This window comes from Bradyrhizobium hipponense (assembly GCF_008123965.1).
GTDB classification, from domain to species: Bacteria; Pseudomonadota; Alphaproteobacteria; order Rhizobiales; family Xanthobacteraceae; genus Bradyrhizobium; species Bradyrhizobium hipponense.
The window spans coordinates 1-21,991 of sequence record NZ_VSTH01000098.1 but is presented as its reverse complement, the minus strand read 5'-3'; the positions used below and the strand labels follow the sequence as shown (position 1 = coordinate 21,991).

Here is a 21,991-nt window from a genome sequence, read left to right as displayed (position 1 = left end):
TGACGCCACGCGCTCGCAACGGATCCGATAAGGGCCGAAGGTGGCCGCAGGTCTCTGCGCGTGCGCGCCAGGACTGGGCCGTGCGAAGCGAGGTTTCGCACGACGAGCACTCGTTGACCGCGCAGCCGGTGGTCCACGTGTCGATCGGGAGGGTCGAGGTGCGGGCCTCGATGTCGGCCGAGCCGCGGCAAAGGGCGCGGTCGTCGACTGGTGCAACCAGTCTGGACGACTATCTGCGTCAGCGTTCCGGGCGGAGCGGCTCATGAGCAACCCAGCAGCGATCGCCGCCGTTACCGCGACAATTCGCAACCTGCTTACGACGGGTGTGACGGCCGATCCCGATCTGGTCGATACCACGGTCACCATGCAGGCACCGCATCTGGCGCGCACCAATGGTAACAGCGCCAACCAGATCAACATCTTCCTCTATAATGTGAGACCAAGCGGAAGCTGGCTCAACATGCCCTCTCCGGTGACAGTGCGGCCCGGGGAGTTCGGCGTTCCGGTTCTCGGACTCAATCTCTATTACCTGATCACGGTATTTGGCCGTGACAACGACGCGCAACGCCCGTTCAGCCACCAACTTCTCGGCCGCGCCATGAGCACGCTTCACGATCATCCGCTGCTCGGCGCCGACGAGATCAAGGCTGCGCTCGCGGACAATGATCTATGGAATCAGGCGGAGCGCGTACGCTTCACGCTGCAACCGCTCTCGGTAGACGAGATCGGAAAGATGTGGCCCGGATTCCAGACCCATTACCAGCTGTCGGTGGCCTACGAGGCCGCCGTCGTTCTGATCGACAGTGCGCGGCCGATCGTAACGCCGCTTCCGGTTCTCACGCGCGGTCGGTCCGACAGCGGCATCTCTGCCCTTGCGAACGTGCTTTCGCAGTTTCCGACCATCGACAGCGTGGAGCCGCCGGACAAGCAACCCATGGCCTTGCCGGGAAATGCCATCAAGCTTGGCGGACGCAATCTATCCGGCGACCGGGTGACCGTGAAGTTCGCCAGCCCGCGGCTGCCCGCGCCGATCGAGGTGCCGGCCGATGGTGCATCGAGCGATTCCGAAGTCATCGTCAAGATACCCGACGACTCCGCAAATTTTCCGGCCGGGCTGTACACGATTGCCGCGGTCGTGCGGAAACGGAGCGAACCAGACCAATCCGGCAACGAAATGCCGCCGTCCGTCCACACCAGCAACGAAACACCGCTATCCGTCGCCCCGCGGATCACGTCTAACCTGCCCGTCGAGGCGCAGATCGCGCAGGGCACCGCGACGATTTCGTTGAACTGCGCGCCGGAGGTCCGTCCCGAGCAGCGCGTTTCGCTGCTGCTCGGCAGCACCGAGATCTCGGCAGCGCCGCGAACGGCCCAGACCGGCCAGCTCGCGTTCGCGGTCACCGACGCGGTTGCCGGGGAGTTCTGGATCCGCTTGCGCGTTGACGGTGTCGACAGCCAGTTGGTCGATTATTCAAAGTCGCCGCCGACCTTCATGGACAAGCAGAAAGCGAAGATCACATGAGCGAGGAGGCAAAATGGGAAGCGCTTAATTCGCGCCATCTCGCAGCCGCCCTGAAGCGGTTGAAGCAGCGTCTTGAGCGGCTTGCGAGCGGGGAAAAGTTGAAAGCGCAAGACGCAGGCCCGGAGACGCCGGCCGCCAAATCGCGCGAGGACGGCCTGCCGGCATTCCTGCTGCTCGAACGGGCGCTCGGCCTTTCGCCTTTCGAGCGCGATCTGCTGCTGCTTTGCGCCACTGCGGAGTTCGACAGCGCGTTTCCCTCCCTGTTTGCAAAGGCACAGGGCGATCCCGGCCGCACCTCGCCGACATTCGCGCTTGCCCTGTCGCTGCTCGACGATCCGACTTGGGATGCGCTGTCCCCGGAGCGGCCGCTGCGCTACTTCAGGCTGATCGAGATCAATCAGCCCGGTGCCCAGGCGCTGACGGTCAGCGCGCTGCGGGCCGACGAGCGCATCGTCAACTATCTCAAGGGCCTCAATTATCTCGACGATCGGCTGGCGCCCTTTGTCGCCGCGGTCGGGTCCGATCAGCCGGCGGCCGAAATGCCGCCTTCGCAGGGCGAACTCGGCCGGCAAGTCACTGCACCTTGGCGGCTCGCCTCCGCCGCAGCGCCGCCGCCGATCGTTCAGCTGCTAGGAGCCGATTCCGGAGCTAAGCAACTCATTGCCCTTGATGCCGCCGTTCGACTGAAACGGCAGCTCTATCGCATGCCGGCCGACGCGCTGCCGGCGCAGCCGGCGGAATTGGAGATGTTGGGCAGGCTGTGGCAGCGCGAGAGCCTGCTGTTGCCCGTTGCGCTCTGGATCGATGCGCAGGAAATCGACGCTTCCGATGCGCATGCCGCGACCATCCGCCGATTCCTGGCCCGCTGCGCCGGGTTTGTGATGTTGTCCGTGCGCGAGCCATGGCCGCGGCTGCCGCGCGAATCCAGCATGGTCGACATTATCAAGCCGACGATGGACGAGCAGCGGGCGGCGTGGCAGTGCATCTGTGGCGACGGTGATACGCAGGGGCCGACGGCACTGGCCAGCCAGTTCAATCTCAACATCGCCGATATCGCTAGGATTGGAGCGATCACCAAGGCTGAGCAGGGTTCTGGAAAAGCGCCATTGCGCGACCGGCTGTGGGACGCTTGCCGCGCGCGGGTGCGGCCGATGCTGGACGCGCTGGCTCACCGCATCGAGCCGAAGGCGACCTTCGACGACATCGTCCTGCCCGCAGAACAGACCGGTCTGCTTCACCAGATCGCGGCGCAGGTCAACCAGCGCGGCAAGGTGTATGGCGAATGGGGCTTTGGCGCGAGGGCGAACCGCGGGCTCGGCATCAGTGCGCTGTTTGCCGGCGACAGCGGGACCGGAAAGACGATGGCGGCCGAGGTCATCGCCAACGAATTGCGGTTGAACCTCTATCGCATCGATCTCTCCGCCGTGGTCAGCAAGTATATCGGCGAGACCGAGAAGAATTTGCGCCGGCTGTTCGATGCCGCCGAGGATGGCGGTGCGATCCTGTTCTTCGACGAGGCCGACGCCCTGTTCGGCAAGCGCAGCGAAGTCAAGGACAGTCACGACCGCTATGCCAATATCGAGATCAACTATCTGCTGCAGCGCATGGAAGCCTACCGGGGGCTCGCGATTCTCGCCACCAACTTGCGCAGCTCGCTGGACAACGCCTTTACGCGTCGCTTGCGTTTCATCGTCAACTTCCCGTTCCCCGGCGTCGTGGAACGGCGGGGGATGTGGCAGAAGGCGTTCCCGCCGCAAACCCCGGTGCGCACGCTCGACCACGACCGCCTGGCGCGCCTCAACCTGACCGGCGGCAGCATTCACAACGCCGCGCTGAACGCTGCTTTCCTCGGCGCCCAGGCCAACTCGCCGGTGACGATGCCGCTCGCGCTGGCCGCCGCGCGTGCGGAATTCGTCAAGCTCGATCGTCCGGTCAACGAAGCCGACTTTCGCTGGCTCGAAACCAAGGAGGCCACGGCATGAACATCCGGTTGCATATCGAACGCCTGGTGCTCGATGGCTTGCGGGTGAACGCTTCTGACGGCGCGCTCCTCAAGGCGTCGCTCGAAGCCGAGCTCGGCCGTCTGCTCTCGGAAAGCGGCATCAACAGCGAGATCGCCGCAGGCGGGGCACTGCCGCGCCTCGAAGCCGCGCCGATGCAGGTGAGGCGCGGCGCGACGCCCGCCCAGATCGGCAGCGGGATCGCGCACTCGGTGTTCTCGGGGGTAGGAAAGCAATGAGCGGGCGTACTCTTGCCACCGCACAGAAGCAGAGCGCGGCGCCGGTGGTGGGCCGCATCCTTCAGCGCAAGTGCGATTGCGGAAATCATACGATGGCCGGGCAATGCGACACATGCAAAGGGAAAGGCAATTTTGAAGGGAAACTTACGGTCGGAGCTGCCAACGATGCGCTGGAGCATGAGGCCGACCGGGCTGCCGATCACGTCCTGCGCGAGCCTGCATCCGCCGCGCCAGTACATCCCATTCAACGTTTCGCAACGACGGCCGGTAGCGCTGACGTCGCCCCGTCTAGTGTCGAGCGGGCCCTGGCCGGACCGGGAACGCCGCTTCACCCGCGCCTGCAGCAGGATATGGAGCTAAGCTTCGGTTACGATTTCAGCAAAGTGCGCCTGCATACCGACGATACCGCAGCTCAATCGGCCCGGGACATATCGGCCAACGCCTACACCTCGGGAAATGATGTCGTGTTCGGCGCCGGCAAGTTTTCGCCGGAATCACCTGGTGGCCGACGACTGCTCGCACATGAGCTCGCACATGTGGTGCAGCAGAACGGTTCCGCTCATGGCCGGTCTTCTATGTCCGGCGATGCGCTCGTTCAGCGCGACACCACAAGTTTCCCCTCGATCTCTCCCGATGTCGCGGCGAGCTGGGGAATGCCTCCTCCGCCCGCGAAGGACAGCGAGAACGCTCATGGGGCTCCCCTGGAACATTTGCGTCCGAAGCAGCAACCTCGAACAGAAAAGGAAATCCTCGAAGCGGCAAACGCCGATCCTCATAAGGCGGCCAAGCCCGACAAGGAAACGCCTCCACCGGGTGAGGAGGAGATCATGAAGATGTCGGCATTCCAGAAGCTGTCTCGCGCGGTCTATCACGCGAGGGAATCGGATTCGCTAAGAGAGGACGTAAAGGCTGAGATCGATGCGCTCTTTACGCCCCAGGCCATCGCCGCTATGGCGTTCTTCGGAGCTGTTTATATCGCCGCCCAGTTGACCCCCGCTGGTTGGGTTGCTGACGCCCTCGCCCTCACGGCGCTTACAATCTCCTTCATTTTCATGGGCGCCGTGCTCCTCGACATCATGAAGAATCTTTCGATCTTCGTCTCTGCCGTCAGTGCAAGGACGGATAGCAGGCTACAAGAGTGCGGGCATGCGCTTACGAGGGCGATCGCGAAGGCCGGTGTTGCCCTCGTCGTGGCGTTGATCACGCGAACTGCAAGGGGCTCGGGCACACCTTACACTGGGGCCCCGTCAAGCGGATTTGCCGATGCGGTTACACCCGATGGCTTGGTAGTGCGCGCACCTGTCGAGGCCATTCTCGAACCAAAGGCGTTGGCATCCAAGGGACCTCCGGGAAGCATTCCACCGAGCAAGCCCGTCGGCGACGCAAAGTCAGATTCGCAGTCAGGCGAAACACCTGATCGGAAGAAGCTGGTTGCGCAACTCGATACACGGATCGCGGATGTGGAAGCCGAGCTAAATCCCGCACGGCAAAAGGCGCTCGACTACAAGGACGCGCGCAAGGCTGAAGGAAAGAGCCTCAAGGGCGGCGACATGAAGAGTGTATGGAACGTCAAAGAGCGCATCTGGTTGCTCAAACGCCAAAAGGCAAATCCCGATCGTACGATCCTTGAGCAAGCCGACGTCGTCGGCGTGAAAGCGCATGGCTCGTTGAGGCCGGCGGCCGATATTGCAGGGGAGGGGCGGACGCTCGATTTTGTGGAACAGCGCGGCAACAAAACCGTGGGCGGCGACCTCAAGTCCGCCAGTGAGCTTCAGAAGAGCGTTGCCGGAGGCGTCAAGAGACCAGGACCGATCGAAGGAGACTTCAGGCCAAGGAGCAAGATAGGCGGTCAGCATGAAGTCGAGGCAAAAATTCTTGCGGAGGCCCGAAAGCAAAACGGGAAAATCGTAGTCAGGGGAAAGAACATCCTCACAGGACAGGTTGAGACAATCGAAGTGGATCCTGCGAACTATAGTTCAGAAGTCATCAACTACGAGGAGGTCCTGCCAAACTAGGCAAGCGTCCGGAGTGGGACGGTATCGAACCAACGGAAGTATTCTTATGCATTTTCGACGAGCATCGGTCAGCGAAAGTCAGAATTGGGCAGGTGATACGCCGACAGGCGTCTATGCCGCAGCGACGCTCGTAAGTCGCGCCGCGACGCACACCCACATTGGTCGCCGGCTCTCTCGGTGTTCTTGAGGAAAGGCAAATAATGAGCGGACCTACCGTTGCCACCGCACAGGAGCAGAGCGCGGCGACAATGTCAGGTCGAGCCGAAGAACTGGCGCCTGGGCGCATGCAGCCTACAGATCTTGGCAGGAGGCGCTCTCTCGCTTGGACAGTGAAGGACGTGATGAGCGATACGGCCCACAACACATGGATTGTACCTTCAGCCACGATGGAGACTTCTGTGCCAGAACGACGTGACGCTTCAGTATTGAGACCAAAGCCATGACCTCCTTCCCCGGCTCACCGAAACTCCTCAAGGGCGGCATCGTGCTGCTCCATCCGGATTCCGGCGTGCCGCTGCAGGTCGTGGTGCTGCAGTACAATCCCGACACGCTGAGCCGCACCCTGCAGCCCCAGGGCATCGGGTCGGAGCCGGGCGATCGCCTCGAGGCGCTGCGGCTGAAATCGCCGCCGCTCGAGACCATCAAGCTCGAGGCCGAAATCGACGCGACCGATCAGCTCGAAATGGCGGCGCCGATCGTCGGCCGGCTCGGCATCTTTCCGCAGCTCGCCGCGCTCGAGGTGATGATCTACCCGACTAGTGCGCAGCTCAACGACAACAACAGCCAGTCGCGGCGCGGCGTACTTGAGATTGCACCAATGGAGGCGCCGCTGGCGCTGTTCGTCTGGAGCCAGACTCGCGTGCTGCCGGTGCGGCTGACCGAGTTCAGCATCACCGAGGAAGCCTTCGATCCCAATCTCAATCCAATCCGCGCCAAGGTCAGCCTCGGCATGCGTGTGCTCACCGTCAGCGATCTCGGCTTCGCCCACAAGGGAGGCAACCTGTTCATGGCCTATCTGCAGCAGAAGGAACAACTGGCCCGCATGGGCGCACAGGGCGCGCTCAGCGCGCTTGGCTTGAAGGGGATTCCATGAACGCCGTGTTGAACCAGATTGCGCCGATGAGCGCGCAAGGAACACTGTTTGGGCCGACAAGCCGCTACTTCGGCCTGGCGACGACGTCGCTGCAGACCCGGGACGGCCAGACCGTCATCTACCTGACCCGCCGCTTTCTGCCGCAAGGCGATCAGTTCGCGCTGCTGCAGGTACACAGGGTGATCCAGGGCGATCGCCTTGACAACATCGCCGCGCAATTTCTCGGCGATCCGGAAGCATTCTGGCGGCTGTGCGATGCCAACAATGCCATGCGTCCGAACGAACTGACCGAAACCATTGGCCGCGAGCTCCGCATCACGCTGCCACAGGGAATACCGCAAAGCTAATGCTGAAAGGTTTCTATCTCACGCTTCTGATGGGTCCGACGGTGCCGGTGCCGGCGCCGCAGCCGGTCATGGACGCATTGACGAGCGCCCAGGTGACGGTCAGCGCCGGACAGGCCAGCGGCTTCCAGCTTACATTCGCGATCAGCAAGAAATCGCCGCTCAATACCCAGCTGCTACCGGTCGGCGCGTTCGATCCCGGCATCCGTGTGATTCTCGTCGCGACGGTGAACGGCCTGCCGACCGTGCTGATGGACGGCATCATCACGCAGCACACGGTCACGCCGAGCAACGAGCCCGGACAGTCCACGCTCGCGGTGACCGGGCAGGACATCAGCCTGATGATGGATCTTGGCAATGGCGGCATCATCGGTGGCCTGTTGGAGATCGCAGTGCCGTTTCCCAGCCTGCCGACGGTGGGGATCGTCGAACTGGTGCTGCTCAAATATGGCACCTACGGCATCATTCCGCTCGTCATACCGCCGCTGCAGGTCGACGTTCCCCTGGTTACCGATGGCTGGCCCACCAAGACATCGTTCGACAGCGATCTCAGTTTCCTCAAGAGCCAGGCGGAGGACGTCGGCTACGTCTTTTATATCGATCCGGGGCCGGTCCCCGGGGCCAATATCGGCTATTTCGGGCCGGAGATCAGGATCGGCGTCCCACAGCCCGCCCTGAACATCGACATGGACGCTGAGACGAATGTCGAGTCCCTGCATTTCACCTATGACGGCATGGCGCGAGAGCAGCCGGTGATCACCATCCTGGACCCGATCACCGGAAAGATTCCGATTTCCATTCCGATTCCCGATGTCAGCATCTTGCGGCCACCGCTGGCATTGCGGCCGGCGCCGGCGATGCGTATGGCTCCGCTGGAAGATGTCGCAAACCTCGATCCGATACCCGCGGCGCTCCTCGGCATCGCCGCGTCGGCAAAGCCCGATGCGATCACGGGCTCGGGCTCGCTCGACGTGCTGCGCTACGGCCGTCCGCTCAAGGCGCGGCAACTGGTCGGAGTGAGGGGAGCGGGTTCCGCCTATGACGGCCTGTACTACGTCAGCAGCGTCACCCACAGCATCAAACGAGGCGAATACAAGCAGAACTTCAGCCTGGCGCGGGAAGGGCTGATTTCACTCACACCGCGGGTGATCCCATGATGCGCGCCAGGACCAAGAAACGATTCTTCGGGAAGTATCGCGGCGTCGTCGAGATGAATGCCGATCCCGAGCTGAAGGGCCGCATCCAGGTGATGGTGCCAGACGTGCTGGGGGCGGTGCCGACCAGCTGGGCGTTGCCGTGCCTGCCGAACGCAGGCGTGAAGAGCGGGGTTCATGTGATCCCGGCGGTCGGCACCAATGTGTGGGTCGAGTTCGAGCACGGCGATCCGAACAAGCCGATCTGGACAGGCTGCTTCTGGGGTTCGACCACGGAAGCGCCGGTAACCCCGCCGCCGCAGAGCAACCCGATCCTGCCTCCAGACGTCGTGGTGCAGACGGTCGCGCAGAACACCATCCTGGTGAGCGGAAATCCCGCAACCGGAATCACCTTTTCCTGCGGTCCGCCGCTGCTGCCGACCTCGCCGCGCATCACCATCTCGCCGGCTGGCATCATGATCACCGACGGCAAGGGCGGATCGATCAGCATCATCGCCGGCGTCGTTGCCATTAACGAACTGGCTCTCGTCGTGAAGTAGTCGCATCGGAGTAGGAACAGTGCCTGGGTTTCTGGTCAATCTCTCGACAACCGTCACCTGCACGCATCAGGGGCCTGCGAAGCCGACCGTGACCGCCCCGAACATCCTGGTGATGGGCGCGCCGGTGGCCCTGCAGACGTCGCCCTATGTCGTCACGCTCTGCACGCTGCCGCCGCCTCCGGCCGCAAACGGTCCCTGTGCGACAGCACCGACCTGGTTCAATGCAGCTAAGAGGGTGTTCGCGAACGGGGTGCCTGTGCTGCTTCAGGACAGCCAGGCGATGTGCGTGCCGAGCGGCACGCCGCTGATCATTTCTGCCAACCAGACCCGCGTATTCGGGACGTGAAGCCATGAACATCGCTTTTCCGTTCCACTTCGACAGCCATGGCCGCACCGCCGCAGCGGATGACGATACCCATGTCCGCGACATGATCGAGCAATTGCTGTTCACTAATCCCGGCGAGCGCATCAACCGTCCCGATTTCGGCAGCGGGCTGCTGCAGCTGGTATTTTCTCCCAACAGCCCCGAGATGGCGGCGGCACTGCAGTTTTCCATGCGCGGCGCGTTGCAGCGCTGGCTCGGCGACGTGATCGAGCTCCAGGACCTGCATGTCACGAGCAACGATTCAACGCTGACGATCGCAGTTCAGTACGCCAGAAGACAGACCGGCATGACCGGGGTCGTGCAGATCACGAGGGCGGTGTAGGTCATGGCATCGAGTCCTCCGGAATGCTGCCGCGAGCCGCAACGCCGTCAGAAGATCCGCAAGAGCAGTTTCAGCGGCATCGACTACATCGAAGTCAGCGATGACCGGCTGACCTTGACGGTGTTCTTTCTGACCCGGATCGGAAGGCCGATCGTTCCGGCCAATGTCAGGATTACCGGCGGCGCGCGGGTGCGCGACATCAAGGTGACCGGCGTTCGACTGCGTGGTTCCGAGGATGCCGACGGTGACAACAGCTTGGAGATCGCGATCGACCGTCCGGGCGATGGCTCGACCTATACATTGAGCCTGGTCGACCTCGATGCCGATGGTGAGCCAACGGACGAGATCCTTGCTGGGATCGATCCCCGCTATGCGCGCGCCAACTTCAGCTTCCGGCTGGACGAGGTCGCGCATCTTGACTGCAAGCAGCCGCCGGCCGCTCCGCAAGCCGTTCTGCCGATGCCCGAGATCAACTATCTCGCCAGAGACTACGGCTCCTTCCGCCAGTTGATGCTGGACCGCCTTGCAGTGACGGTCCCCGCTTGGCAGGAGCAGCACGTGCCCGACATCGGCATCGCGCTGGTCGAAGCCCTGGCCTATGTGGCCGATCACCTCAGCTACTATCAGGATGCGGTGGCGACTGAAGCCTATCTTGGCACCGCACGGCAGCGCATTTCGGTACGGCGTCACGCCCGGCTCGTTGATTTTTCGATGCATGAAGGCTGCAACGCACGCGCTTTTGTCTTCGTCGATACCGGCTCGCAGGATGTCACCATCGAAGATCCTGCCTCGATCCTTTTCGTAGCCGGCTACAATGGACCTCGACCGCCCGAGGGAGGGCCGCTGCTGCTTGATCAGCTATCGTTTGGGCCAACTGATCAGCCTGTGATCTTCGAACCGATGGCCGAGGGGCGGATCGAACTCTACGCCGCTCACAATAGGATCTCGTTTTACACCTGGGGGGATCGCGACTGCTGCCTGCCGGCGGGCGCCACGTCGGCGACACTGTTTGACGGGAAGGCAACGGTTGGGGCTGAACCTGGCGGAGCCAATTACACCGAGGCGAATTACAGTGAGGCCAAGTATGCCGAGCCCAATGCGCAGGCGCAACAGAAGCCCAGTTCGCGTAAGCGATCGGCCAAATCGTCCGCCGCATATGCTGTGCGGAGCACACCGCCAAAGGAGCCGCCAGCTGCATATGCCCCCGAGCGCGTGCTCAATCTGCGACCGGGTGACATTCTGCTGCTCGAGGAGGTCAGGGGACCGCAGACGGGGGCTGCCGTCGACGCCAATCCTGCCCATCGCCATTTCGTGAAGCTGACTGAAGTCAGGCAGAACCTCGACCCGCTGTTCGGCCAGCCGGTTCTGGAGATTGCCTGGGCGCGCGAGGACGCGCTTCCGTTTGCGCTTCGCCTGTCGAATGCACTGGAGCCTTCGGCCGGCGATGATTTCAGCGTTGCCCGCGGCAACATCATTCTTGCCGATCACAGCAATTGGACCAGGCAAGGCAGCCGTATCGTTTACGAGGATTTGTCTAAGTCGTTGCCAGGCAAGAAGTTTCGGCCATCGCTGCAGGCGGGACCGCTCACGTTCCGCGATCCGAAGCTCGATCCGGGCGCCACCATGAAGCAACTGTTGCAGGACCCGAGATCGGCGATCCCGCAGCTCATCGTGTACAGCATTGCTCCGCGGCTCGACGGGACAGCGCCGCTTTTTGCCTTCGCGGATCTGCGGGATCCGGCGCACCTTGCTGCACAGCTGAACCAGGCGCAGCCGGATCCAGCGCGCTCAAACAAGAACCTATCGGACAAAGAAAAAGAAGAAGAACTGGCTTGGCGCAATTTTCGCGATCGGCTGTCGTTCGCTCCCGAGGGATCGGAGCGAACGCCGAATGATCCGGCGGACGCGGGGAAGTCGGCCGGAGCGCTCACAGACAAGCTCAAATCGCTGCTGCGGATCTGGACACCGCAGCGCGACCTGCTTTCGAGCCGCGGCAACGACCTTCATTTCGTGGTCGAGATTGATAATGAGGGTGTAGCGCACTTGCGCTTTGGCGACGGAAAGAACGGCAAGGCGCCGGAGGCCGGGGAGAAGTTTGCGGCAACATATCGGGTGGGCATCGGCGCCAGCGGAAATGTGGGAGCCGACACGATCACGCAAATCGTAACGAGTTCGGCGACCCTGCGCGAGGCTGCGATCAGCGCGCGCAATCCACTGCCGTCGATGGGCGGGACCGATCCCGAGCCGATCGAGAAAGTGAAGCTGCTAGCTCCCAAGGCCTTTCAGGGCGAACTCGTCCGCGCCATCAGCGCGGACGATTACGCTCGCCTCGCCGAACGTAACCCCAGGGTACAGCGCGCCGCGGCCGAGTTGCAGTGGATCGGAACGCGGTACGAGGCGCATGTCGCGATCGACCCGCGCGGCACGGAGCAGGTGGAACCGGAACTGCTTCGGCAAATCCGGGCTTATCTGTTCCGTTACCGGCGCATCGGACACGACGTCATCGTGGTCCCGCCAACCTATGTTCCGATCGACATCGCCATGACGGCGCAGATACGAAGCGGCTTCGCCGCGGGGCAGGTCGAGACGGTGCTGCGCGGTATCTTCTCCAGTCGTACGTTGCCCGACGGCCGGCTCGGGTTCTTCCATCCCGACAATCTCAGCTTCGGCGACAGTATTTATGCCAGCAAGCTGCTTGCGGCAGCGCAAGTCGTTGAAGGTGTGGAGAGCGTCGTCGTCACCAGGCTGCAGCGCCGCTTCCAGGCTCCCGATGAACAGGTTTACGACGGTGTCCTGCCGATCGGCCCGCTCGAGATCGCACGTCTTGGCGGCAACAGCGCGTCGCCGGAAAATGGCAGGTTCGTTCTCACGGTGCGAGGTGAGCAATGAGCGAGTCATGCGACTGCTGCACGACGTCGGCAGCGAGGGTGCCGATGTCGACGGCCAACCGCCCCGGACTCAGCGCGTTAGGTTACCGGATCGGAACCTATGCGAGCTTCGTTGAGGCGATGAGGGCCGAACTCTCTCAATTCGATCTGCCCGGCTTGAAGACCCGCGAGCCTGGAGATCCTGCCATCGCCTTGCTCGACGCCTGGGCGATGGTCGCAGATGTCCTGACTTTCTACCAGGAGCGCATCGCCAACGAAGGCTTTCTGCGCACCGCGGTCGAGCGCCGTTCGGTGCTCGAGCTTGCGATCCTCGCGGGCGCAACGCTGCGCCCGGGCGTTTCGGCATCCGTGAACGTCGCATATACGCTGGATCAGAACAGCGCCGCGACAATTCCCCCGGGCAGCCGGGTTCAGAGCCTGCCTGCGCAGAATCAACTGCCCCAGATGTTCGAGGTCTCCGATAGCCTCGATGCGCGGGCGGCATGGAACAATTTGGCTCCACGCCTGACGAGGCCGCAGATTCTGGATGCGAAAGTCCAGACGATGATCTATGCGGCGGGGCTTTCGACAAATCTCAAGCCCAACGATCCACTGCTTGTGATTACCAGCGATCCGATCGTCAGAACCGTCGCGGCCGTCGAGCCCGAACCGCCGCAGGCGCGCACCAAGATCACTCTGTTCAGCCATGATGCGCAGAAGCAACCCAACATGGGCAATGCTGTGCCGCCGGCGTCGCGGATTACCAACTTCGTCGCATTGCTGGAGCCCCTCGCCAAGCCGCCAGCGGCCTTACCCGCAGTTCCGCTCGATATCGATCGCCGCCTGCCGCTCGCCTTTGCGCCGGATTCAGGCACCGTGCCGTTGATGGTGCGACTGCTGAAACCGGCAGCGCGAACGCAGTTCTTCGATGCCTTGCGGCACGCGACGGTGGCGCCGCCGCCGGGCGGCTCGGTTCATGCATTTCGGGTCAAGGCGGCTCCATTCGGACACAACGCACCATTGAAGCCTGTCACCGATGAAACCGGAATCGTCATCGGTAGCGAGGAGTGGCCGCTGTCGGATGCGGTGGCGATCCGCGTGGTGATCTCGCCCAAGACGCGGCGCGGGCGGGATACGGGTGCTGGCGCTGACATGGAGGAGGTATTCGGCCGCCCACACAAGTCCGTCCTGGTGCAGATCGCGTGCGGATCGGAGAAGGCGAGCTTGTCATTTGACCTGCCGAACGCAACCTCGACGTTCCAGGTCGGCCGATGGGAGGTCGTCGCCACGTTCGATGATCGTACCTTCACCCTAAAGTTCGACGAATTCGCCTGGTCTTGCGAAATCCGCCTCCCTGGAGAGAGCACGATCCTGACCGTGGATACGAACGGGCAGCGCGCGTTCGAAATACCGATCGGGCATGCGGCCGAAAATGCGACGGGCGGCGAACGGCTGCGGGTCTCGACGATGCATGGCCTGGCGATCGATCGCGAAGCTCCGATCGCGGTCAAGCGCGAAGCGCCGATCGTTCCCCATCCCTGGAAGGTGATCGATCTCGATGCGGCCTATGACCAGATTGTTCCCAACAGCTGGGTAGTGATCGATTTTGGGAAGCCGCGCGATTTTCCGGAGCCGCGCCGGCCTGTGATCACGCAGGTCGTTGACGTGCACAAGGTCTCGGTTGCGAAGTACGGCATTACGGGGCGGGTGACCCGCCTGCATCTGGAGGACGACTGGCTCGACGAGAACGACCTGATGCTATCAGCCGTGCGAGGGGTGTCCGTGCTTGCGCAGAGCGAACGGCTCGAGCTTGCGGAAGCGCCGATCGAGGCGGAGGTCTCCGGCGATACCATCGAGCTTGCCGATTTCTATGGGGATCTTCCGATCGGCCGGCGACTGATCGTTGAGGGCGAACGCACCGACATTAACGCGACCAGCGGCATCAAAGGTGCGGAGCTCGTGACCGTCATGGGAGCCGAGGTGCTTCCCAAGGACGGCGATCCCGCCTCCTATCCGGGCGAGCGTGTTCATTCCCGACTCAAGCTCGCAAGTCCGCTCGGCTATCGCTACAAGCGCGGCACGGTCGTAATCCACGGCAACGTCGCCGCTGTCACGCACGGGGAAACCAAGCGCGAGGTGTTGGGCAGCGGCGACGCATCGCGGGCGACGCAGCGGTTCACTTTGCGGCAGGGTCCGGTCACGCACCTCGCATCGTCGACGCCCAACGGAACGAAATCGACGCTTGAGGTTCAGGTCAACGGCGTCCTTTGGACGAAGGTCAATTCCTTCACCGATGCCGGTCCATTCGATCGCTGTTACATCACGCAAACCGACGAGACCGACAAGACGACCATCATCTTCGGTGATGGCGTTAATGGCATGCGACTGCCGACCGGCCAGGAAAACGTCACAGCATCCTATCGAGTCGGGCTTGGTTCCGAGGGTAACGTTTCAACGGGAGCCATCAGCCAGCTCGCGACGCGACCGTTCGGAGTGAAGGCGGTCGCAAGCCCGTTGTCCGCGAGCGGCGGCGTCGATCGGGACATCATCGACCAGGGCAAGTCGAACATCCCGCGCGCCACGATAGCGATGGACCGATTGATCTCTGTCGAAGATTACGCTGCGTTCGCCAGCTTGTTCGGCGGCGTAGGCAAGGCGGCTGCGATCGCCGTGCCGGGTCACCGGCCTTTCGTCTACCTGACGGTTGCAGGCCCGACCTGGCAGGACAACAAGGTGTCACAACACGACAACCTGCGACAGGCGCTCGCGCAGGCCGGAGATCCCAGCATCCTCTTCAGGATCGACACGTGCGAGCTCATGCTTCTGATCGTCGCGGCGCGGATCACCGTGGCGTCCGGCCGGACCTGGTCCAATGTCGAGCCGGACATCCGCGCCGCCTTGATCGAACGCTTCGGATATGAACGGCGCGAGCTTGGCCAGTCAATTGCCCTGAGTGAGTTGATCGCCGCCATCCAAGGCGTCCCCGGGGTCGCCGCTGTCAATGTGAACATGTTTGACTCGCTGTGCGGATCGGATGTCGATCTCGATAGTAGCCTCCGGCAAAAGTTGGCCAGCCTTGAAGCCGCACCGGTAGCGTCCTCCATCGAGGTCCAGCCGGTGCGGATCGATCCTGCCACGCTGCGACCGTTGCCAGCCCAACTCGCTTTTCTCAGTGCAGAGCTTTCCGACACGTTGATCCTCTCGGAGGTCGTCCCGTGACCACGACAATCGATCGCCCCAATAAGCCGCTGAACGAGCGCCTCTACAAGCTACTGCCGGTGATCTACCGGCAGCGGGATCTGGAGGTAGGTGCGCCGTTGCAGCAGCTGCTCGGGTTGATCGATGAGCAGGTTGATCTGATCGAGAACGACATCGCGCAACTCTACGAGAACTGGTTTATCGAAACCTGTGACGACTGGGTGGTGCCCTATATCGGCGACCTGATCGGATATCGGCCTGCGGCAGGGGCGGGAGTGGCGGATGGCGCGGGCGCACAGCTGAACAGCAGGATACGCTCGGCACGGAGTGAAGTTGCCAATGCCGTCCGTCTGCGCCGTCGCAAGGGATCGCTGTGGTTGCTCGAACAACTGACCGAAGCGGTAACGGGTTGGCCGGCGCGCGCGGTCGAGCTGGGGCGCCGGCTCGCGCACACCCAGTCCATCGACCATCTGCGGCTGCGCCGCGGTGGAACGATTGACCTCCGTTTGACGGAGCGGCTTGAACTGCTCGGTACTCCCTTCGATTCCGCGAGCCACGCCGCCGAAGTGCGGACCATCGATTCCGATCGATCACAGGGCGCCTACAATGCGGCCAACGTCGCGGTCTATGTCTGGCGCCTGCCGGTCTATCCGGTGACGCGAACGATTGCTTACTGCCTCGAAGAGGCCGGCGATCATTGCTATACGTTCAGCATTCTCGGCAACGATGCTCCGCTCTATACGCTGCCGGTTGCCGACCCCGAGCCCGAAGATATTGCCGGCGAGAGGAATTTGCCGGTGCCGTTGCGCCGTCGCGCGCTCGAGCGGCGCGTGGCGGTCGATGGTGTCGAGCGGGTCGAAGCGTCAGAACATTACTACGGCGACGGCAGGAGCTTTGCCGTCTGGGCGCCCGGCTGGGCGGGAAATTCCGACGCCACCCCCGTGCCGGCGTCGCAAATCATCCCGGCTGATCTGAGGGACTGGCGGTTTCGTCCGCCGCACGGCTACGTCGCCGTCGATCCCGAACTCGGCCGCTTGGCGTTTCCGCCAACGCAGTCGCCCACTCAGGACGTCATCGTGTCCTACTATTATGCGTTCGGCTGCGACATCGGCGGCGGTGAATACCAGCGCACGCCCGATGTCCCGGCCGGCACGCGAATCTACCGCGTCGGCAGGGGCACCGAGCATGAGACCATCCCACAGGCGCTTCGCACCTGGAAGGAGGAAGGGTGGGAGCGTGCTGTGATCGAAGTAGTGGACAATGGCGTCTATGGGGAGGAGATCAACATCGAGATCGAGACGAAGCGCAGCCTCGAAATTCGAAGCGCCAATCAGAGGCGTCCGGTGATCAATCTGCTCGATCGGCGCGCGGGACGCCCGGACGCCTTCATGGTCAAAGGTGAGGAGGGAAGCCGCTTCGTTCTAGACGGCCTGCTCGTGAGCGGACGCGGTATGGAGTTTAGCGGTAAGTTCGATGAAATCACGATCCGGGACTGTACCTTGGTGCCGGGTTGGTCGATTCAGGGCGACGCGAGGCTTCGCCGCCGCAACGAGCCGAGCCTAGCGCTGACAAATGTCTCGGCATGCCTCAGGATCGAGCGCAGCATCGTCGGAGCCATACACGCAGTGCAGGAGGAAGTTGCGGTCGATCCGGTGGCGCTCCATGTCAGCGACAGTATCGTCGATGCAACCAGCGCTGACCTGCCGGCGATTGGTGCTATTGAAGGTGCGGTTGCGCCGGTCACGCTGACTGCAAAGCGCGCGACTTTCCTGGGACACGTCCACGTCCACGCGGTCGCGCTCGCCGAGAACTCCATCTTCAGCGACCACGTCAGGGTCGCGCGCCGTCAATGGGGTTGCATCCGCTACTGCTACGTGGCGCCAAACTCACGTACGCCGGCGCGGTTCTATTGCCAGCCGGACCTCGCTGAAAAAGCGCTCGAGGAGAGCGAGCGGGGGGCGGAGCACTTCTCGCCGACAGTACGGCACACGTTGCGCCATGCGGAGCAGCTGCGCGTCGCGCCGCGATTTGCGACGATCCATTTTGGCGAGCCGGACTATGGCCGCCTGGCGACGGACTGCGCAGAGGAAATCAGGCGCGGTGCCGAGGATCGGTCGGAGCTCGGCGTATTCCACAATCTATTCGAACCGCAACGTGCAGCAAACCTGCGTGCTCGACTTGCCGATCATGTTCCGGCCGGAACCGAGGTCGGGATCATATTTGCCAGCTGATGAGGGTATCATGACGGGAGATTTCACTCGTGACAGTTTCGAGCCGCAAAAGGGCTTCACACGAGTTCTCATGCAGCAAGGGCGCCCGCAGCTTGATTCCGATCTGAATGAACAGGTCGCCATCTTCTGGCACTACTGGCGAACCATGCTGACTGATCTGGTCGGACCTTATGCCGGCCCGTATGATCAATGCGGCTTTGGCGTTATCACGCGCGAGGTGACGGCCGATGCGCTGACGGCCCCGGAGCGGGACGAGTTGCGAGCGCTTTTCAAAGACCCCGGCGAATTCCTGCTCAGTCCCGGGCGCTACTATGTCGGCGGGATCCTGTGCGAAAACAAGCACTACCTAGCCTATTCCGCTCATCTGGAACATGGCGAGAGCCTGCTCGCTCCCAAGCGGAACGTACCTTATCTTATTTATCTCGATGTCTGGGAAAGGCCGGTCACTTCGATCGAGGATGAAACGATCGGCGAGCCGGCGCTGAACGGAATCGATACCAGTCTCCGCGCCAGGGTCACCTGGCGGGTTCGGATCGCAGAGCTGGACAAGAGCATCTACGGTAGCGGTGATTGCAACAAGGTCAAGGAGCACTGGTCAAGAATCACCCATGCCTGGCAGCCGGAGCACCGGGGTTGCCTCAAGGTGCGCCTTCCCGATACGGCTGAGGGCGCCGAGCGCGATCACCGGCATCAGGAGACAGGCTATCGCGGACTGCACAATCAGCTCTATCGCGTGGAGATCCATCATGGCGGCGTGGCTGCCGGCGGCACCTCTGGGGCGACGTTCAAGGTTTCGCGTGAAAATGCTTCGGTGAATTTTCGGATTGCCGCGATCGAGGAGAGTGTCGTCACGCTTGATACGATGGGCCGGGATACGCGCTTCGGCCTACGCGCCGGCGACTGGGTCGAGATCGGCGATGCGGCCGGGCACGGTACGACACCGGGCCCGCTGTGGCAGATCCAAAAGGTCGATGCATCTCGCCGCCAGATCTCGTTGGACGGTTCGCCACGACATGGCAATCTTTCGCACCGGCCGCATCTGCTGCGGCGCTGGGATCACAAGGCGGGCGACTCCAAGCGAGGTGGACTCGATCTGCGCGATGGGGCCGTGGTCCTGAAAGAGGGCGAAGGCAATAACAACTGGCTCTCATTGGAAAACGGACTGCGGATTCAGTTTCACAAATCGAATCCTGCGAACGTCTACCGGTCCGGCGATTACTGGTTGATTCCAGCGCGCGTCGCCGCCGGCGTGATGTGGCCGCACGAGCACGGGCGCCCTAAGACCGTTCCGCCACATGGCATCGAGCATCACTATGCGCCGCTCGCTATCGTATCATTCGGGTCGGCCGGCGTACTCGAGACACAAGGCGATTGCCGTCTCAAATTCAACGTGCCTGTGGCCTTCTAACGTACGTATTCATCCAGTCCGGAGCAAATAGCGCCGGGATCAAGGAAAGCGAAGGGGTCATGGGATGGAAGGTCGTGTCCATCAGCGAGGCGGACATCGATATTTGGCCCAGACCGAAAATGGATCGAAGGGTCCATGTCCTCATTATGGTCAAATCGGCGAGAGCACATTGGTGACCTCAACCATTTCTGTAAATCGGTGCCAAGCCATGCGCCATTCGCTGTCATCTGAATCAACGAATTAGGGCGCCCACGGCGTCGGGAGGCCGCGCGGATCAACGATTCGCTTCGCAGCTCAGCTCAACGCGTGAGCGGCCAATCCGTAGACCCACGGCTCGTTTTCCTTTCGGTTCAGGAATCGCCGTCCTTTGGACATGGTTGTGACCGTCTCGCTTATGGCGAGGCGGCTCTGCTGAAGATAATCAGCAAATAGGCCCGTCTGCTCCCGGGTATCGACTCGGGCGAAACGGCCGGTGAGATCCTTAAGGTGCACGGCCGTGAGATGGATCGCGTCATAATCATTGCTGGCGACAATGGGACCGATCACGTGACCACGCCCGAATTCGCGCTTCATGGAGTAGCCGACGGTCTTGCCGTCGCGGCGCAGCACACAAATTGACGCACCTTCCGAAAGCAGAGCAAGCAGCTCCCGGCGGCTCGTGCCGAACGCGCGCTCATCCAGCGCTGCAATCTCATTGAGAGTGTCGGCTGACACCGACCTCAATTCGCCATCCAGAACTGGTATCGGTGGAAGGGGTGATACGACCTCTCCCTGCCACTGATACACGACCGCTTCCTTGGTGAAGCCCAGAGACAGGTAAAGATGATAGGCAGCATCGGTCGAGTTCAGGGTCAAATTTCGATCCCCACACCGTTCGAAAACCTGTTCCATGAGCCATCGGCCGGTACCTTGTGCTTGGGTGCGCGGCGATGTGATTACCAGGCCGACAGTGGCGAGTTCGCGCCCGTACGGAAACCACATCGCGCTCCCGAAAACGCGCCCGATGCCGTCGACAGCGACGATGCCCTGACCGGCGCGGCGCAGGAAATCCCAGTCCTTGGGCCGATGTGGCCAGCCAACCGCAATCGAGAGAGCGTGGAGCAGCTTCACGTCAACTTCGCGAATGTCCCGCGCGACCAATTCGAAGGACTTCAGGCGTACCGATCGTCCCATTTTCATCTCATCCGTTTCTTTGCGGAATGCCAACGTCTGTGGCTTGTCCTGCTTTATTCCTGCTGCCGAACTACGACAGCGGACGTGTTTGCCGCAGCATGACACGGAAGCCCAGCAGATTTCACCTGTTTTGGCACAAGTGTTCGAAATCTTCGGCCCATAGCGCACCGAAATTCGGCAGAGAAAGCTCCTGCTTGCCGTTAGGCTGTAGACATCCGGTGAGCTAGATGCGCGCCAACAAGTCATCTCGCGGCGTGACGCGAAGGGTCCCTCGATGGCGTTCCTTTTCAATTCCGATGCCGCAAGAGGAGCTGTTTTCCGCCAGATCTTTGCGCGCGAGCTCCCCGATCTGGAATTCTACCAGGGTAGCGAAAGCATCGACCCGGAGAAGGTGCAGTATCTGATGACCTGGAACGTGCCCGACGATGTCTCGCGTTATCGCAATTTGGAGGTGCTCTTTTCCATCGGTGCCGGAGTCGATCAGTTCAAGCCGGAGATCATACCCAACCATGTGAAGCTGGTACGCATGATCGAGGATGGCATCATACGCATGATGCAGGAATACGTCGTCCTTTGCGTGCTGGCGCTCCATCGCGAGATGCTCGCATATCGGGAGCAGCAGAGAAGGAGGCGTTGGCAAGCTCTTGCAACGTCCCAGGCCGCCGATCGGCGGGTGGGCTTCCTGGGCCTCGGCATGCTGGCGCAAGCTGCAATCGATCGCTTGAAGCCGTTTCAATTTCCCCTTGCCGCGTGGAGACGCAGCCATAAGGTGGTTGAGGGCGTCACCTGCTTTCATGGCGACGATCAGCTTGGCAGTTTCCTGAGAGGAACGGATATTCTCGTCTGTCTTCTGCCCCTGACCGAGCAAACCCGCGGTCTCCTGAACGCAAAACTCTTCTCGTTTTTGCCGATGGGAGCGCGACTGCTGCATGTCGGCCGCGGCCCGCAGCTCGACCAGACCGCACTCATCGAGGCGCTCGACAGCGGCCGCCTTGCAGCGGCCATGCTCGACGTTACCGATCCCGAACCGCTGCCGGAAAGCCACGCACTCTGGTCCCATCCGAAGGTGATGATAACTCCGCATATCGCGTCCGTGACGCAACCGCATACGGCGGCACAATCGGTCGTAGAAAACATCCGGCGCCACCGCGCTGGAAAAAACCCGATCGGCCTTGTCGATCGAACGCTCGGCTATTAACCAGGGATAATGCCATGTCACTTCTGATTACTATCGATACCAATCCGGATTTCGTACCAAAGAACGCCTTGCCTGCTCCGGAGCGACTCATTTCGGGCAATCCCTCCTTCAAGACCTGGGCGCAGGACGCGTCGAAAGGCGAGAAGGTGCTGACCGGCGTCTGGGAAGCAACGCCCGGCGAGACCCATTCCATCAAGGGCACCACCTTCGAGTTTTGCCACATCATCTCGGGTCTTATCGAAATTGAGAAAAAGGATGGCGAGACCAAGACTTACCGTGCCGGCTGCGGATTCCGGGGATTGC

The 21,991-nt window shown here is 62.1% G+C and carries 17 protein-coding genes; 16 read left to right on the top strand and 1 reads right to left on the bottom strand.

Annotated elements, in window-relative coordinates; all coding sequences use genetic code 11:
• The first annotated feature begins 262 nt into the window (after nt 1–262).
• The 14 genes from FXV83_RS26870 (at nt 263) to FXV83_RS26805 (ending at nt 19,317) form a co-directional block, all read left to right on the top strand.
• On the top strand, nt 263–1,522 hold the full coding sequence (locus FXV83_RS26870) for a Pvc16 family protein (protein WP_148742594.1): 1,260 nt from the start codon (nt 263–265) through the stop codon (nt 1,520–1,522).
• On the top strand, nt 1,519–3,504 hold the full coding sequence (locus tag FXV83_RS26865; protein ID WP_148742593.1) for an ATP-binding protein: 1,986 nt from the start codon (nt 1,519–1,521) through the stop codon (nt 3,502–3,504). Before FXV83_RS26870 ends, FXV83_RS26865 begins: the two co-directional genes overlap by 4 nt.
• Complete coding sequence (locus FXV83_RS26860; RefSeq protein ID WP_148742592.1) at nt 3,501–3,761, top strand: hypothetical protein; 261 nt, start codon at nt 3,501–3,503, stop codon at nt 3,759–3,761. The genes FXV83_RS26865 and FXV83_RS26860 overlap by 4 nt, the downstream gene beginning before the upstream one ends.
• Nucleotides 3,758–5,776: an eCIS core domain-containing protein gene (locus FXV83_RS26855; protein ID WP_210250764.1), complete on the top strand. Its 2,019-nt coding sequence runs from the start codon at nt 3,758–3,760 to the stop codon at nt 5,774–5,776. Before FXV83_RS26860 ends, FXV83_RS26855 begins: the two co-directional genes overlap by 4 nt.
• A 439-nt stretch (nt 5,777–6,215) precedes the next feature.
• Entirely contained in the window at nt 6,216–6,869 is a 654-nt protein-coding gene (locus FXV83_RS26850) for a hypothetical protein (protein ID WP_148742591.1), read from the top strand.
• The gene (locus FXV83_RS26845; protein ID WP_210250763.1) at nt 6,866–7,216 is read left to right on the top strand and encodes a LysM peptidoglycan-binding domain-containing protein; all 351 of its coding nucleotides are present in this window, start codon (nt 6,866–6,868) and stop codon (nt 7,214–7,216) included. Before FXV83_RS26850 ends, FXV83_RS26845 begins: the two co-directional genes overlap by 4 nt.
• Entirely contained in the window at nt 7,216–8,370 is a 1,155-nt protein-coding gene (locus FXV83_RS26840) for a hypothetical protein (protein WP_148742590.1), read from the top strand. The genes FXV83_RS26845 and FXV83_RS26840 overlap by 1 nt, the downstream gene beginning before the upstream one ends.
• Complete coding sequence (locus FXV83_RS26835; RefSeq protein WP_148742589.1) at nt 8,367–8,906, top strand: phage baseplate assembly protein V; 540 nt, start codon at nt 8,367–8,369, stop codon at nt 8,904–8,906. Before FXV83_RS26840 ends, FXV83_RS26835 begins: the two co-directional genes overlap by 4 nt.
• Nucleotides 8,907–8,925: 19 nt before the next feature.
• Entirely contained in the window at nt 8,926–9,252 is a 327-nt protein-coding gene (locus FXV83_RS26830) for a PAAR-like protein (RefSeq protein ID WP_148742588.1), read from the top strand.
• A gap of 4 nt (nt 9,253–9,256) precedes the next feature.
• The gene (locus FXV83_RS26825) at nt 9,257–9,613 is read left to right on the top strand and encodes a GPW/gp25 family protein (protein WP_148742587.1); all 357 of its coding nucleotides are present in this window, start codon (nt 9,257–9,259) and stop codon (nt 9,611–9,613) included.
• Between the two features lie 3 nt (nt 9,614–9,616).
• Nucleotides 9,617–12,502, top strand: a complete 2,886-nt coding sequence (locus FXV83_RS26820) for a putative baseplate assembly protein (RefSeq protein ID WP_148742586.1) — start codon at nt 9,617–9,619, stop codon at nt 12,500–12,502.
• A 44-nt stretch (nt 12,503–12,546) separates the two neighbouring features.
• A complete protein-coding gene (locus FXV83_RS26815; protein ID WP_187436178.1) occupies nt 12,547–15,699 on the top strand; it encodes a putative baseplate assembly protein in 3,153 nt (1,050 codons plus the stop codon).
• Nucleotides 15,696–17,909: a hypothetical protein gene (locus FXV83_RS26810; protein WP_210250762.1), complete on the top strand. Its 2,214-nt coding sequence runs from the start codon at nt 15,696–15,698 to the stop codon at nt 17,907–17,909. Before FXV83_RS26815 ends, FXV83_RS26810 begins: the two co-directional genes overlap by 4 nt.
• A gap of 10 nt (nt 17,910–17,919) precedes the next feature.
• Nucleotides 17,920–19,317, top strand: coding sequence for a DUF6519 domain-containing protein (locus FXV83_RS26805; RefSeq protein WP_148742584.1), 1,398 nt, complete (start codon nt 17,920–17,922; stop codon nt 19,315–19,317).
• Between the two features lie 294 nt (nt 19,318–19,611).
• Here FXV83_RS26805 and FXV83_RS26800 read toward each other — a convergent pair whose 3' ends face one another.
• Nucleotides 19,612–20,490 (bottom strand): GNAT family N-acetyltransferase, encoded by an 879-nt coding sequence (locus FXV83_RS26800; protein WP_148742618.1) that lies wholly within the window; start codon nt 20,488–20,490, stop codon nt 19,612–19,614.
• A 274-nt stretch (nt 20,491–20,764) separates the two neighbouring features.
• Here FXV83_RS26800 and FXV83_RS26795 point away from each other — a divergent pair, with 274 nt between their 5' ends.
• Complete coding sequence (locus tag FXV83_RS26795; RefSeq protein WP_148742583.1) at nt 20,765–21,688, top strand: 2-hydroxyacid dehydrogenase; 924 nt, start codon at nt 20,765–20,767, stop codon at nt 21,686–21,688.
• Nucleotides 21,689–21,702: 14 nt separating this feature from the next.
• Nucleotides 21,703–21,991, top strand: a 289-nt coding sequence (locus tag FXV83_RS26790) for a cupin domain-containing protein (RefSeq protein ID WP_148742582.1), incomplete at its 3' end; no start/stop codon positions are given.